Source organism: Nocardiopsis camelliae, from assembly GCF_028993595.1.
Lineage (GTDB): Bacteria > Actinomycetota > Actinomycetes > Streptosporangiales > Streptosporangiaceae > Nocardiopsis > Nocardiopsis dassonvillei.
The window spans coordinates 2,261,981-2,276,237 of record NZ_CP118614.1 but is presented as its reverse complement, the minus strand read 5'-3'; the positions used below and the strand labels follow the sequence as shown (position 1 = coordinate 2,276,237).

The following is a 14,257-nucleotide window of genomic DNA, read 5'->3' as shown; positions in this document are numbered from 1 at the left end:
GGGCCGCGGGAACGGCCTCACCAGCCAGCGATCTAGGCTGCGACGGTGTCGGGCACGGTGGCGGTGAGCGTGGACACGATCGCGTCGGCGACCGTGAGCACGCGGTCCGCGCTGGCACGTGCGGTTTCGGCGTCCTTGGCCCACCCGGCCACGTAGGGCACCGAGTAGGGCAGGCTGTCGAGTCCGGCCATGGCTGTGACCAGGCACGCGACCGATTCGGCTTCGACTTCACCCGTGGCGCGTCGGATGTCGCGGGTGTTGTGCTCACAGGCGATGTGCGCCAGTTCGTGCACCAGCGTCTTGACCGCCTGGGCGTCGTCGACGTCTTCGCGCACGCGCACCGTGCGGGTGTCGTAGTTGACCCACCCATTGGCGGGTGCGGTGTCTCCGCGCTCGATCGCGTATCCGCGCGTGGTGATCTGGTCGGCGATCGCGTCCCACAGGCGCGCGGGTGCGGCGCCTTCCAGCACGCGCGGCGTGGCGCGGTCGGTGGTGGGCAGCGGTTCGCCGTCGGTCTGGGAGACGTCGAACACCGAGACCACCGTGAAGGCGCGCACCGCGTAGCGCGGGTTGCCGTCGCGGTCGGTGACGGGGTTGTCCTCGTCATCGCGCACGCGGTAGCGCAGCGGTGCGAAGATCCGGATACCGCGCTCACCCTTGCGCACGTATCGTCCGGCGTTCTTCCATTCGCCGTACGGGCGAACGTCGGTGGCGTGTTCGTTCTGGGCAACGATCATCAGCAGGTTGCCCAGCGAGTAGCGGCGAAGCCACGCGCGCGAGCGGATCATGGCCTGCCATCCCTCCTCAGTGGTGAGGGATTCCACGGCGTTCGTCAGCGTGTCGTGCGCCGCGCGCAACCGTTCCTGTCGCTGTTCGGGGGTGAGTTGGTTTCGCTTCTTCTTCCTGGGAGCCATAGCGGATCCAATCGAAAACGGGTTTCTTCGGGCACTGGTCACAACCCACAAGGCACGGAAAAGGCGCGTGGGTTCTGATCAGAGACCGGGAATAGGGGGTGTCGCCGTTTCAACGGCGACACCCCAAGCCGCTCTATTCGTCCGCGCGGTATGCGGACAGGTCCGCGACCTCTTCCCCGTCGGGGCCGTACAGACAGGACGCGAGGTATTCGGCGTTCTCGTCACACCACGCCAGTTGTGCGGGGGTGTAGTTCGCCAGGTATTCGGCGTCACTGTCGCTCGGAACCGTGGTCAGGAAGCCGATGACGTTACGCGCCACGGTGTCCTCGGAGACACCGGCAGGGCTTCCCACGTCGTCGCCGGCGAAGATCAACGTGTCTTCGCGGTACAGCTGGTAAGCCCAGCGCTCACGGGGAACGGGAGCCCAGTCGCGGGGGTAGAACCCGCTCGGTTCGATGATCAGCGTGTGAGGTTCGGGCGTAAAGTCAGAAAGGACGAAGGTCGACATGGCACACCACCCGTGGTGTTGCGGGTTTGCGGGTTTTCAGCAGTTCTCGACGCGCACGCCACCGCGCGGACCGAAACGCACGCACCGGTCCGGGTAGTCAAGGCAGTCGGGCGACGCGAACAGGTGGATGCACGAGTCTTCGCCGACGGCGGGGGTGAGAACCGACTCCGGGTCGCGGTTGACGTAGTCGAACTTCTGACGCCATGAGTAGCCGGAGTGGTACCGGTCGGACAGGGCTTCCTTCGCCGATTCGATCGAGCCGAACCGCTCCAATTCGTTTTCCAACTCGGACAGCGCGTATCCGTTACCGCCATGCCAGACGCCATACCAGGGGGACATAGAAATCTCCCGAGTGAAATTCGTTTGCTTGGTCACTATCTATATACCCGAAAACCACCCAATAAACCCACATGGGCGCGCATTTACAAACCAGCAAGACAGCACGGAAGAAATCCAATACAAGCCAGGACAAGGCAATCCATAAGGCCAACAGAAAACAACAAGAGAGGCTCTCGAATGGGACATATGAATCAGTGGATACAAATCAATGATGACCAAAGAAGGAGGGAGACGATCCCACGACCCAGGGCGATCCACACAGAGTTTGCAGGCTTGCCTACGGCACCTGTCGGGGACCCCATCGACTACCCGCACATGCCTGTTGAACAGGCATTTTGCATGCGCAACCCCCTGCCCTTCATGTAGGCGGAGACAGGGGTGGACTCAACGACCGGCGGGTTGGCTAGGAAGCGCACAACGTTCGCACAACACAAAAAGGCGCCTCTCCTACTACAGAAAGGCGCCTTTTCGGCAAGAGCATCAGGAGATTTCGACACCACCGAGGAGCCGAGTGATCGTCCCGTCAGGTTGGTTATCCAGGTCTTCAACGGCGAGTTTGTGGCGATGATATATGCGGCGTGCCGTGCGTTCGTCTCCTCGATCCAGACACAGTTTGATGAGGTCGTGCGCGGCGTCGACGTCACTCGGGTCGATTTCCACTGCCCGGTGAAGAAGCGATTGTGCCTGCACCGGCTCCTCGTTCTGAGCTGTACGCACCAGCGCGGTGACAAGTCGAGTACGTAGACGGGTGCGTGGACCATGTGCCCAGAGGTAGTCGCTCTCCGAGGCGAAGTCGCCGTCGCACATCGCCGCGGCAGAGGAGGCCAGCTCAGCCGGAGTACCGCTGTGATCGGCCTCATCCAAGAACTGTTCCACCCGCCACAGGTCGCACACCACCAGGTCGGGGTTGAGCCGGTAGAGGTCGCCGTCGTGGATGATGACCGCGGTCGCGTCCTCGCCCAGGAGAGGACGGCAGGCGGTGCGCACGGAGGTGCAGGCGTCGTGCCAGCGCCTGATGGCGCGGTGTCCGGTGTCCTGGGGCCACATCGCGTCGACCGCGGCCTCCAGCCTCACCCCTGCCGGGTGGGCGGCCAGGTAGCTCAGGACCTCGTATGCGGCTCGGCGATGCGGGCGGACCTGTTGTCCGTGAACGGCCAGGGTGATGCGGCCGAGCACGGTGACGGACACTGCCCCTGCGGACGCCTCTGCCTGGCGGGGCGCAGCGGCTTCTGCACCGGGTTCGGGTTCCAGTTCGGGCTCTTCGATGCCGTCTACTACGTCAGCGTGTTCCGTGTCCTCGGTGTCTTCGAACGGTGTGTCGTGGCGAGTGAGCAGGGCCCGGTACAGCTCGGCTGAGGTGGTGGTGGCCCAGTGGTGGCCCACCGCTTCAGCGAAGGGGGCATCGGCTGTGGTGATGACGCCGTGGGCGTCGATGCTCATGGTCGGGCCGTCGTCCTGGGGCCAAGGGCCGAGCAGGATCGCGTGGAGGGGTGCGTTCGGGGTGTGGGCGAGCAGGGAGGCAACTTCCGTGGCCACGCCTGCGTCCGCGCGGGCCAGCAGCACGAACTGCGGTCCGCCGGGGGGTGCGGCGTCCTGGTCTTCTGTGTCGTCGTGTTCGTCGGCGGCGCGGTGCCGGGCGAGTACTTGGAGCTGCAGCAGTGTCAGGGCGTCCTCAACACCGTCGGTCACCATGATGGAGGCGTCCTCGTCGAGCTGGGGTAGGCGCCGTGTTTCGTCCAGCAGAGCGTGCAGGTCACTGTTGGGCACGACGACGGTGAGGGCGCTCTCGCTGTGGTCCAGGGCGCGGGTCAGGAGCGTGCGAGCAGCGCCCTCGGCGCCGGGGCCGGTGATGCCGAGCCCGGGTGCGCGGGCCAGGTCGATCATCGCCAGTTCGGGACGCTCGTCTTCCGCGTCCTCGTCGGTGTCGATCGGTGCGCTTGGCGACAGGGGTGCCTCGGCGGTGTGGTGTGCGGCTTCGGCTTGGTCGTGCGCGTCGGTGGAGGCTTCGTACGCGTCGCTGGAGTGCTGTGGTTGGCCGCGGCGGCGTTCGAGGGCCATGCCGGCCACCACCCCAGCGGTTCCGGTGGTCATGGCCAGGATGAGGCCGCCGGGCAGGGAGAGTCCGACCGCGGGAGTGGAGGTCTCCTCGGGAGCGTCCTCGTTTTCCGGATCGTGGTGTGCTGGCGGGGTGTCCGGTGCTGGGGGCGGGGTGAGGAGCACGCTGTAGGAGATCTCTACGCGGCGTTGCTCGGCGTCATCGGCTGAGTCGATGAGTGCTCGGTCTCCTTCTCCTTCGGCGCGCACGGTGATCCCTTCGCCCAGGTGCGTACGCAACTGTTCCGCGACCGCTTCCGCGCGTCGCTGGGACAGATCGAGGTTGTAGGCGGCATCGCCTGCGGCGTCGGTGTGTCCGGTCACCACCACGGGGATCTCCGAAGAGCCGTGCTGGTCGATGAGTTGGGCGATGACCTGTACGTCCTGGCGCATCGGCTCGCTCAGCTCGGCGGAGTCGTAGCCGAAGGAGTCGATGGTGCGTGAGCGGTCGATGAGCACCGGCTCCTCGACGTCCTGCCGGTCCGCCTCTATTCCGGCCAGGTCCTCGGCTACGGGTTCGGCGGGGTCCTGGGAGATCGTGGTGGCCGGAGCTGCGGCGTGGGCGGCGGCTGGGGAGACAGCGATGGTGCCCAGGGTGGTGGCGGCGAGCATCTGCAAGGGGCGTAGCAGCCGGAGCCGGGGCTGGCGGTGGCGAAAGCGCCCTATCGCTTCGGTGATCACGACTGCCAGGTACAGGCTCCACAGTCCCCACAGGGCCAGGATCAGCAGGGCGGTGCCCACGCCTTGGGGCAGGCGTGCGCTGCGCAGGTGCACCTGCACGCTGGTCCAGGACAGGTCGAGGACGGGCCAGGTCAGGAGTGTGGCCAGCCACGGCAGTCCGGCCAGGAGGGCGAGGGTGGTGGTGAGTGCGGCGAGCTGGCGAAGGCGTGGGTGTGTCATGGGTGCCTCAGGGCGTGGTGGGTTCGGTGAGCGGTGTGGCGCTCGCTGTTGCGGATGCGGTGCGCGCGGCGAGCGGGAGCAGGCGGAAGGTGTAGGTGCTCTGGGCGGTGACGGTGACCACGTCGCCGTTGACTGTCGCGGTGCCCCGCACTCCGGCGTCGGCGAGGAAGGCGTTGGCGGCCGTGGTCGCGGCGGTGGGGTCCAGGGTCACGGTGCCGTCGGCCCGGTAGGCGGCCAGGTCGATCTGCTGGGCTCCGGCGCGGGCGGCTTCTTGGGCGAGCTGGAGGTTGTGGTTGCGCTCCCTGAGGGCTGCGCCGACGTCGAAGACGAGGGCGACCAGCAGGAGGAGGGCGGTGGCCATGATGACCAGGAACGCGGTGGCCTGCCCGCGGTCGTCGCGGAGGGTGGGGCGTCTCATGGTGTGCTCCGGTAAGTGTCGACCACCGAGGAGGCGGTGCCCTCGATGGTGCGTGTGCCGGGCAGGTGCAGGCCGACCAGGTCGGACAGGTTCGCGTGGCAGGTCAGGGTCACGTCCACGGTCGCGCCGGGGGTGAGTCCGCCGGTGTCCACGGTCAGGTCGTGGGTGGCGCAGCTCAGAGAGTGCGTACGCACCGCTTGGGTGGCTGCGGTTTCGGCCGCTGTGTGGGCGGCGGCGGGGGTGCGTTCCAGGGTGGCGGCTCGGGCGGCGGCGTGTGCTGCGGCGTCGGCGGCCATGCCCGCGCTCACCAGCCGGTGGGCGAGCAGCACCAGCATCGCGATCAGGATGAGAACGGGGGTGAGCAGCGCCAGCTCCGCCGACGCCGACCCGCGGTCTGCTGCGTTGTCGTGGCGGTTCATGGTGGGCCTGTCCCGGGGGTGTGGTGTTCCACGGGTCCGGAGACCGTGGCGTTCACGGGCCAGTCCAGGCCGGGGATCATCGTGGGCACGTGCGCGGACACCTGGACCGTGGCGGTGGTGTCGGTGCGCTCCACGGTGATGTCCAGGCCCTGGAGGAGGTCGCCGCGCAGTTGGGTTGCGACCTCGTTGGCGCGGGTGTGCCCGTCGGTTTCGGTGGCCTCTACCGCCCGGGCCGCGGCCTGACCGTGTTGGGCGATGGTCTGACAGATGTGGGTGGCGTGTGCCCACAGGCCGATCTGGACCACGAGCACCAGCAGCAGGAGCATGAGCGGGGTGGCCACGACCAGCTCGGTGCTGCCGCGGTCCCGGTCGGGATCGGTGGAGGACAGGGTGAGGCCGCGCATCGGGGTTACCCGAGGGTGATGGATCCGGCCCATCCCAGGACGGCGTCGGAGATCAGGGCCAGGGCTCCGACGGCGAGGATGACCAGGGTGGCGATCACGGCGACGGCTTCGGTGGAGTAGCCGTCATCGGAGTGTGGGCGGGGACGATCGGGTCGGTTGAGGAAGGGAAACATCGTCTCCTCCGATGCGGATTCACAGGCTGGTGAGGATCAGGTGCAGGGCGGGATAGCCGATGAGGATCAGAAAGCCCGCGAACAGGAGCACGGTCGGCAAGCTCATGCGTTCGGTGGCCGACTGGGCTTCTGCCTCTAGTTCGGCCAGGTGTTGCGTACGCAGGGACGTGGCCTTGGCGGCCAGGCTCGCGCGGACCCGGGCGCCGTCGGCTCCGGCCAGGCGCAGGCTCGCGGCCAGCTCGGTGGCGGCGGGAACGTCGTAGCGCTCCCCCAGCTCCTCCAGGGCGGTCCAGGCGGGTTCGTGTCGGATGGTGGCGGTGTACAGGGCGGTGCGGATGCGGCGCATGGCCCAGGTGTCGCTGGCCCGGGTGGCGTCGTCCAGGGCTCCGGTGACTCCGGCGCCTCCGGCCAGGGAGATGACGACCAGGTCGCAGACCGCGGCGATGGTGTGGCGCATCTGTTCGGAGCGCTCCCTCGCCTGGTCGCGTACCTCCAGGTCAGGGGCCATCCACAGCACCGCGGCGAATACGACCCAGACGAGAGCGCCGAACACCGGTGAAAACGCCAGTCCCAGAGCGGTCAGGACGGTGCCGATCACAGGAGGAGCGACCAGGGTGAGCGCCGCCATGGCGGCTTTCTGGGAGAGGTAGCCGGGCACGTCCCGGTCGCAGGCGGCCAGGCGGCGGCGTGTGCGCTGGGTCGGTAGGCCCAGGGCGGACAGCAGGGGAACTCCGGGAGAGCCGAGTCTGCTCGACCATCCGGGGCGTTCGGCGGACTCGGTTGCGGGCTCAGAGACCGCGGTCGTGGGCTCTTGGAGGAGTTCGGCCAGGGAGGGCCGGAACAGGCGGGGCAGCAACGCGAACCACAGCCCTGCGGCGAGCATGCACCCGCCGGCGACGGCAAGGAGGAAGGTGTTCATAACACCACCTCCGGCTCTGCCTTCTCACGGGCCAGCACCCGGGGGCCCAAGCTGGTGCGGGTCAGGCGGGCGAGCCACACCAGGCCCACCGCCCACAGCGCACCGATGCCCGCCAGGACGAGCTGGCCGATGCCGGTGTTGTAGGGGGCGAGATAGTCGGCGTTGACCAGAGCCAGGCCCACCGCCAAAGCCAGGGTGGTGGCGGCGATGATCCGCGCGGAGGTGCGCACCCGTGCCCGGGTCGCGGCGATGCGCACCAGCATCGCGGCCTGTTCCCGGGCGGCCTGGGCCAGGCTGGACAGCAGCGCGCCCAGATCGGCAGCGTGGCGGCTGGCCACGCTGGACAGCGCGGCCACCACCAGATCCGCGGTGGGCACCTGCACCCGAACGGCGAACTCCCGCAGCGCTTCCTCGGGCGGTGTCCCCCGTTGGAGTTGTTCGGCCAGATGGGCGACGTCGGCACGGATCGGCTCGGGAGCGGTGGGGACGGTGTGGGCGATGGCCTGGTGCAGGCCCGCCGCTCCGGCCATGAGGTCGCGGATCTGTTCGGCCCATCCGGCGACCGCGTCCACCTGGGCGACACTGCTGGCGTGCTCGCGGTCGGGGCCCAGCAGGCGCGGCAGCCACCACATCCCGGCCGCCGCCAGGAGCCCCGCGACCGGCCACCCGGTGAGGAGGGCGATCAGGACTCCGCCCGCCACGGTGGAAGCCGCCCGGAGCACCCGGGCGCGGGGCATCGGTGTCCGTCGCACACGCGCCCCCGCGTTCCGGGGAAGGTGCTGCACGCCGGTGAGCAGCAGCCAGGCCCCGGCTCCCAGCAGCAGACCGCCCGCTCCCCCGAGGACCAGTGCCGCGGTCATCGCCGGTGTCCGTTCACGGTGTTCGGGGCGGCCATGAGCCGGGCCACGTCGAACCCTTCGGAGTGCAGCGCCCGGGCCGTGTCCGGGCTCGGTGGCGCGGCGGGAGCTCTCTGGCCGTGCTCGTGGCGGTAGATCTCGTTGGAGACCACCTGGGTGCCGTCCGCGCCGACCACCTCACGGACGCTGGTGACGCGCCGCCCTCCCGTCGGGGTGGCGGACAGGTGCACCACCAGGTGCACCGCCGCCGCGACCAGCAGAGAAGTCGCCTCCAACGGAAGCCGGTCCGAAAGGGCCGCGTACGCGCCGAGCTTGGTGAACGCCCCTGCGCTGGAGGCGGCGTGCAGGGTGGTCAGGGAGCCGTCGTTGCCCTGGGACATGGCGGTCAGCAGCGGCACGGTCTCGCTGCCGCGGGTCTCGCCGACGATGACCCGGTCGGGTGACATCCGCAGCGCGGCCCGAACCAGGTCGGCGACGGTGACCTCGCCCCGGCCCTCGGTGTTGGGCGGGCGGGCGTGCAGGGCGACGGCGTCCGGGTGGGCGGTCTCGTCGCGTTCCAGGGCGAGTTCGGGCACGTCCTCGATGGTCACCACCCGCTCCTGGGGCGGGATCTCCGTGGCCAGGGCCCGTAGCAGGGTGGTCTTGCCCGCGCCGGTGCCGCCGGTGATGACGATGTTGCGCCGCGAGCGCACCGCGGCGCGCAGCAGGTCGACCAGCATCTGGTCGAGGGTGCCCAACCGTCGCAGTTGGCCCAGGCCGGTGGTGTGGTAGCGGTGGCGGCGGATGGAGACGGCGGGCTGGTGGGAGACGTCGAGGATGGCGTTGAGCCGGGAGCCGTCGGCCAGGGCCATGTCCAGGATGGGGGCGGCCGGGTCGAAGCGCCGCTCCCCCATCGGGGAGTCGGCGGCGATCCGCCGTACCAGGGCCACCAGTTCCTCGGGGCCGTCCACGATCGCGGGAAGCCGCTCACGCCGTCCGTCTGCGTAGCGCACCCACACCCGGGTTCCGGTGAGGTTGACGTTCTCGATCTCGGCGTCCTCCAGCAGGGCCTCCAAGGGGCCGAGCCCGCACACCCGCGCCAACACCTGCCGGGCGATGGCCTCCTCAGCGTCGCCGTCCAGCACCGGCTGTCCGAAGGCCAGCGCACGGCTGGCCCTCTCATCCAGCACCTGGCGGATGACCCTGCGGGCCAGAGCCCGGTACTCCTGCCCCGCGACCGGATCGGTGTCCGCGGCGTGCGCGCTCAGGCGCCGGGTCGCTTCCACGGTGACCTGGCGTACGTGGAACGCCGTCATCTCGTCGCTCATGGCACCTGCCCGAGGAATCGCGCCACCGTCGGATCCACCCGTTCCGTACCGGCCGGTTGTGTCTGCTCTGTGAGGGCGCGGCCGAGAGCGCGCGCCTGCCTGATCAGAGGGCGCCGATCCAAGCGCGCCACCTCACCCCGCCCGCTGAGGAAGGCGGCGGTGCGCGCGTCCTGCGGCACCTTCGCCCACACCGGCAGCCCCACCGCCGCGCTGATCTCCGCGCTGCCCCGGGGAGGGGCGACCACGGCCAGCCCCAGACGGAGGCAGCGGGTCCGCAGGCCCGCCGCGGACTCCTTGGCACGTTTCAGGTGCGCGACATCGCCCGGAACCACCAGCACCGCCGCGTCCGCCACCTCCAGGAAGGCCGCAGGTGTCGCATCCGGCAACACCCGGCCCAGGTCCACGACCGTCACGTGATCGCCCTTGAGGGCCTTGGGATTCTGGGCCAGCAGACCGACCGCTCCGGCGGTGCGGTCGGCCGTGGACGGCGCCACGCACACCCGCACACCGCCCGGCAGCACCTGGGAGACCGCCGCGGTGTCGATCGTCTCGTGGTCCTGGCCGCTGCGGCTGGCCGCCGCCAGGTCCACCAGACCGGGCCAGACCGGAAGGCGCCACCACGCGGCGACGTCACCGCCGGAGGCGTCCGCCTCCACCATCCACACCGGATCAGGGGCGGGCCAGGTGCTGGCCAGCGCGAGCGCCAGCGTGGTGACACCGGGAGCACCGGACAGGGAGAACACCGCGACCAGCATCAGTCGCCTCCGTGCGGGGTCTGCACCAGGGAGACCTGGTCCTCGGCGGCGGCCCGGGCGAGTTGGGCGGCGTAGGTGCCGTCCACCACCAGGTCCACGTGCACCTCACCGCCCACCTCCTCGGTCAGCGGGGTGAGGCTCTGCACCTGCGCGGGAAAGGACGCGGTGTCGCTGCTCTCCCCCGTGAGGACCACCGTCACCTGCGACCCCGTCCGTACCGAGGAGGGCACCCGCCCCGAGGCGAGTTGAACGCTGGCCGTGGCCTGCCCGGAGGCCAACTGCTCTCCGTCCGCGCCCAAGACCGCATCCGACAGCAGAGCGCCCTCGGTGACCGCAAGGGTGAGCGTGGTACCGACCACCTGCTCGACGTCGGAGGCCGTCGGCAGGCTCTCGGCCCCGGCCAGTTCGACCACCCGCACGTCGGCGGCGGTGACCACGTGCCCGGCCGGAAGGTCACCGGCCGCCACCAGCACCGGGGAGCGCTGGTCCACCTGGCTGAGCGCGACCACCACCGCACTCGCCCCGGCCACCATGAGCGCCACCGCGACCACCGCTGACCGCCAGCGACGAGTAGCCCGGCCCGACAGACGAACCGGATCGTCCTTGTCCCTGCCGTTGGTTCGGGTGTCGGCTGTGGTCACCATGGTGTTCGCCTTTTCATGTCACCACTCCGGAGGACTCGACCACCCGCACCGTTGTGGACGTCTCGGTGGTCAGGGCGGGAAAGGTGCCGCCCTCACCGTCGGAGCTGGACCACTCCACCTGCCACGACAGGCTGGCGGTCACCTTGTAACCGCTGCTGATGGAGGTGAAGGTGTGCCCGCAGTCCGGAGAGGACTCCGCCGGGTCATGGACATCGGGATCGTAGGCAGTACCGGGGCCCTCGCACTCCACGGTCGTGCCGTCGCCCATCGACCAAGAGAGCGACGCCGGAGTGGCGGTCACCGTCACCGATCCGCCGGGCACGCTCGCGGTGGCCGTCTCCTCCTGCCAGGCGTCCGAGGAGATCCACATCCACACCGGAACCCGCACCAGCACCGGGGCGTCCGCGCTCGGCGACATCGAGATCTCGGGAGAGGAGAGCTGGAACGCCGCGCGGGCCGCGTACGCCAGGGCCTCGAAGTCGACCTCCTCCTCGGCCTCGTCGGCGCCGCCGCCGACCGTGGCACTGCACCGCGCCGAGAGGCCGTCGACCTCGCACGCGGGCTCGGACGAGGCCGATGCCGTACCGTCCGATCCGCCCTCGGGAGCGGGTTCTCCCCCGCTCTCCGAACCGCCGGGGTTCTCTTCTCCGGACTCGGCGGAGACGTCGCATCCGGGTCCGCCCGCGGACCCGCACTCCACCTGGCCTCCGAGGAAGTCCGGATCTGCCCAGGCCAGACCCGGAACCGCGAGAAGCACCATCGCGGCACCAGCGGCAATGAAAGGGGTTTTCAGTCGATCATTCATCGCAGGATCCGATTTCCCAGATCCGCAGGTCGGAGACCTTCCAGGCGAGCCCGTCGAAGGAGACGCCCGCGTCCACACGCCGGAGCAGAGGTGATTCCGGTGATGGCTCCACAAGTTCTCCGGAGTCTGCGTTTTCCCGGAGCCAGGCAGTGGAGTCCATGCAGTCCTCGATCTCCACGTGGGTGTCTTCTATCGAGACCACCTCGGGGGAGAACTCCGGCGAGCCCCGGGCGACCACGCCCTCGTCAGCCTCCGCGATCAGACCGTGTTCCACGAGCGCCAGAGCGTCTCCGCTGGCGTACAACTCCAGGTCGGAGTAGTCAGGCTCCTCGTTGCGGGCCTCTTCCACCAGCACGTTCCACATGGAGTCGTAGGCCTCAAGCGCAAGGTCCTCGCCTGACTTCTGCTCAGAGGGCGCTGGTGACTCGCTGGGCGCGGGGGCGGGCTCGCTCTCCTGCGGGGTACAGCCGACGAGGAGTCCCCCCAGCACGATCACTCCCATGGTGTGGAGCCTCATCGCACCTCCAGGGCATCATCAGTTCCTCACCTGGAGTGACGAGAGTAGTGCTGTAGATCACATATTCCAATGCGCAATCATTATCGAACGCAGAACCGTTAGCTATCCCTCACCAAAAGGTAAGGTCCCACAACGAATTTCGCGTCACAAACCTCGCATTTCACCCGACCCTCAAGAGACACCGGAACAAGAAAAAGGCATCTCGCTCACGACAGGAGCGAGATGCCTTCGACCGGCAGGCGGAACCTGTTCGCGGCCGACGAGTCCGACGGAACGGCGGGCTGACCCCTCAGGATGTGGTGCGCTGTGTTCCCGCCAGCAGGGCGGTCCACTCCGCGGCGGGGAAGGCCAGGTGGCCCAGCTGGCGGTACTTGGTGTCCCGGACCTGGACCACGGAACCGTCCGCACGGCACTCGACGCAGTCTTGGTGCCCGCCGCCGCTGTAGGACGACTTGCGCCACGTCTGCTCAACCATGGTCCAACCTCGCCAACTCTTCCTGGAGCAAGTGCAGCGACTCCTGAGGGGAGAGCGCCACAGCCTGCGCGTCACTGAGCAGTACCCGGAAGCGCTGTACCGCCTGCGGATCGTCCAGCAGTCGGCCCGAGTACGCCGACTCGACATACACCACTTCCGGAGCCGAAGAGGAAGCTATCAGCTTGAACGTACCGACGAGCCCGGCATGCCAACCCGTGGTCACGAGCTGGATGGAGATCCGCCGGTCCTGGATGAGGTCCACTACCCGCCGCAGTTGCTCGGCCATGAGCTCCGCATCGGAGTTCGGTCGGCGCCGCAGCACGGCCGCGTCGATCACCGCCCGGTACACGGTGGCGGAGGAGGCGAACCTCTGGGCTCGGGCAAGGCGCGAGCGGACGCTGCTCTCGACCTCGTCCGGCGTCATCCACGGGGAGAACACGCGCACCGCGGCGTAGGCGTAACTCTCCACCTGGAGCACGGACGGGAACAGGTTCGTCTGGACCTCCATGATCGACACGGCGTCCCGTTCCACCTGGTCCAGGTCGTCCAGCCAGACCGGTTCGCCGTCACCGCTGAGCTGGCCCCAGAATCTCTCGAGTCGCCCGTCCGCGCCCAGAACTCGGTCCAGCTCGGTCACGAGCTTCAGGTCGGGAGAGCGCTCTCCGCGTTCGATGTTGCCGATGTGCCCCTGGCTCACTCCGACCTGCTTGCCCAACCGCTCCTGCGTGTAGCCGCTCGCGCGGCGACGGCGGCTGAGTTCCCGGCCGAAGCGAGCGTTCGCCTCCGGGTGCTGTTCCTCCATGCCTCCAGTGAAACACAGATTATTTCAAGCGAACACAGCACAATCCAACTTAATCGCTGGATGGGCATGGCCTGTGTTTTCAGGGTTTCAACAGCCACAGTTGGACACAAGTCAGCCCCGCGACGGTGTGGGCCGTCCGGGGCACGGCCAACAGAACGGAGCTGTTGACGATGCCCAGCCTAGCGAAACGGCGTCGCTCCCGTCGGGTGCGCACCTACGTCATCGGGGTCGCGCCCGCCCGCCTCTCCCCCGGAGCGATGACGACGGGAGGCGACCGATGGACGTAGTGGAGAGCGTCCTGGCCAACGACGGCGAGGAGTTCGACCGGTGGGTGCGAGACAGGCACGCGACGGTCACCGTCGCCGAGGAGGACTGGGAGTGCGTCACCCTCGAAGCCCGCGCGGACGTGTCCGGCGCCGGTCAGCAGCGCTGCCGGTACACCTACCGACTGCCGCCCGCCATGGCCATGCGTCGGCTGCACAACACCTTCGTCGTCGGTCTGGAACACCCCGATTCGGACGGAGGCCGATGCCTGCACGTGCGGTTGGTGCGCCCGGGGTTGGCGTTCGAGACCTGGGAGGTGGGCAAGCAGCAGGCGGTCCTGGTCGCGATGGCCCGGGTGTGCCTTGAACGCCGGGCCGTGTGCGGAGCGACCTCAGCCAACCTGAGGTCCTACGTGGTGACCAAGGTCCTCGACTGGCGCGGATAGCTCCTCACGCGACGGGTCCGCTCGGTGCCACACCGGGCGGACCCGCCTGCCCCGGCGAGGAGAAGAAGCACCAGCCCAGTCCATGCCGTGGAGTCCCAGAATCGATCGATTCAATGAATCTTCCGCACGTCAGAAGACGGGTGTCTCTCAGAACGAGGGCTCGCCCGAGACAGGCGTACCCAGCACGGCCGCGCTCGAGGCCCACGCCAGCGCTGCCTGCGCCCTTGCCGATACCCCCATCCGGCTCCAGTGGAAGATGACGTGGTAAGTCAGAACACGGCGCAGGCCTCGCTCCAGC

At 68.8% G+C, this 14,257-nt stretch carries 18 protein-coding genes; 1 reads left to right on the top strand and 17 read right to left on the bottom strand.

The genetic code is table 11. From position 1 onward, the window contains the following. Positions 1-32 precede the first annotated feature (32 nt). The 17 genes from PV789_RS10045 to PV789_RS09965 form a co-directional block, all read right to left on the bottom strand. A complete protein-coding gene (locus PV789_RS10045) occupies positions 33-914 on the bottom strand; it encodes an ArdC family protein (protein WP_274977143.1) in 882 nt (293 codons plus the stop codon). Positions 915-1,047: 133 nt separating this feature from the next. Continuing rightward, positions 1,048-1,422: a hypothetical protein gene (locus tag PV789_RS10040; RefSeq protein ID WP_274977142.1), complete on the bottom strand. Its 375-nt coding sequence runs from the start codon at positions 1,420-1,422 to the stop codon at positions 1,048-1,050. Between the two features lie 36 nt (positions 1,423-1,458). Continuing rightward, complete coding sequence (locus PV789_RS10035) at positions 1,459-1,761, bottom strand: hypothetical protein (protein WP_274977141.1); 303 nt, start codon at positions 1,759-1,761, stop codon at positions 1,459-1,461. Positions 1,762-2,241: 480 nt separating this feature from the next. Continuing rightward, positions 2,242-4,755, bottom strand: a complete 2,514-nt coding sequence (locus PV789_RS10030) for an OmpA family protein (protein WP_274977140.1) — start codon at positions 4,753-4,755, stop codon at positions 2,242-2,244. 7 nt (positions 4,756-4,762) lie between these two features. After that, the gene (locus PV789_RS10025) at positions 4,763-5,173 is read right to left on the bottom strand and encodes a pilus assembly protein TadG-related protein (protein ID WP_212643389.1); all 411 of its coding nucleotides are present in this window, start codon (positions 5,171-5,173) and stop codon (positions 4,763-4,765) included. After that, a complete protein-coding gene (locus tag PV789_RS10020) occupies positions 5,170-5,592 on the bottom strand; it encodes a TadE/TadG family type IV pilus assembly protein (RefSeq protein ID WP_212643388.1) in 423 nt (140 codons plus the stop codon). Before PV789_RS10020 ends, PV789_RS10025 begins: the two co-directional genes overlap by 4 nt. Next, positions 5,589-5,996 carry a TadE/TadG family type IV pilus assembly protein gene (locus PV789_RS10015; protein ID WP_274977139.1) on the bottom strand — a complete coding sequence of 136 codons (408 nt, stop codon included), beginning with the start codon at positions 5,994-5,996 and terminating at the stop codon, positions 5,589-5,591. Before PV789_RS10015 ends, PV789_RS10020 begins: the two co-directional genes overlap by 4 nt. 5 nt (positions 5,997-6,001) lie before the next feature. Continuing rightward, positions 6,002-6,169, bottom strand: a complete 168-nt coding sequence (locus tag PV789_RS10010; protein WP_017563104.1) for a hypothetical protein — start codon at positions 6,167-6,169, stop codon at positions 6,002-6,004. Between the two features lie 19 nt (positions 6,170-6,188). Beyond that, positions 6,189-7,088 carry a type II secretion system F family protein gene (locus PV789_RS10005; RefSeq protein WP_274977138.1) on the bottom strand — a complete coding sequence of 300 codons (900 nt, stop codon included), beginning with the start codon at positions 7,086-7,088 and terminating at the stop codon, positions 6,189-6,191. Beyond that, complete coding sequence (locus PV789_RS10000; protein ID WP_274977137.1) at positions 7,085-7,948, bottom strand: type II secretion system F family protein; 864 nt, start codon at positions 7,946-7,948, stop codon at positions 7,085-7,087. Before PV789_RS10000 ends, PV789_RS10005 begins: the two co-directional genes overlap by 4 nt. Beyond that, positions 7,945-9,252: a TadA family conjugal transfer-associated ATPase gene (locus tag PV789_RS09995; RefSeq protein WP_274977136.1), complete on the bottom strand. Its 1,308-nt coding sequence runs from the start codon at positions 9,250-9,252 to the stop codon at positions 7,945-7,947. The genes PV789_RS10000 and PV789_RS09995 overlap by 4 nt, the downstream gene beginning before the upstream one ends. Further along, positions 9,249-10,007 carry a CpaE/TadZ family protein gene (locus PV789_RS09990; protein ID WP_274977135.1) on the bottom strand — a complete coding sequence of 253 codons (759 nt, stop codon included), beginning with the start codon at positions 10,005-10,007 and terminating at the stop codon, positions 9,249-9,251. Before PV789_RS09990 ends, PV789_RS09995 begins: the two co-directional genes overlap by 4 nt. Further along, positions 10,007-10,651 (bottom strand): SAF domain-containing protein, encoded by a 645-nt coding sequence (locus PV789_RS09985; RefSeq protein WP_274977134.1) that lies wholly within the window; start codon positions 10,649-10,651, stop codon positions 10,007-10,009. The genes PV789_RS09990 and PV789_RS09985 overlap by 1 nt, the downstream gene beginning before the upstream one ends. A 13-nt stretch (positions 10,652-10,664) precedes the next feature. Beyond that, positions 10,665-11,411 (bottom strand): hypothetical protein, encoded by a 747-nt coding sequence (locus PV789_RS09980; RefSeq protein WP_249352233.1) that lies wholly within the window; start codon positions 11,409-11,411, stop codon positions 10,665-10,667. 37 nt (positions 11,412-11,448) lie between these two features. Then, a complete protein-coding gene (locus tag PV789_RS09975; protein WP_212643382.1) occupies positions 11,449-11,973 on the bottom strand; it encodes a hypothetical protein in 525 nt (174 codons plus the stop codon). Between the two features lie 289 nt (positions 11,974-12,262). Next, on the bottom strand, positions 12,263-12,448 hold the full coding sequence (locus PV789_RS09970) for a DUF397 domain-containing protein (protein ID WP_212643381.1): 186 nt from the start codon (positions 12,446-12,448) through the stop codon (positions 12,263-12,265). Then, positions 12,441-13,250 carry a helix-turn-helix domain-containing protein gene (locus PV789_RS09965; RefSeq protein WP_212643380.1) on the bottom strand — a complete coding sequence of 270 codons (810 nt, stop codon included), beginning with the start codon at positions 13,248-13,250 and terminating at the stop codon, positions 12,441-12,443. Before PV789_RS09965 ends, PV789_RS09970 begins: the two co-directional genes overlap by 8 nt. A 277-nt stretch (positions 13,251-13,527) precedes the next feature. Between PV789_RS09965 and PV789_RS09960 the strand changes: the two genes are divergently transcribed. Further along, entirely contained in the window at positions 13,528-13,959 is a 432-nt protein-coding gene (locus PV789_RS09960; RefSeq protein WP_212643379.1) for a hypothetical protein, read from the top strand. The last annotated feature ends 298 nt before the right edge of the window (positions 13,960-14,257 follow it).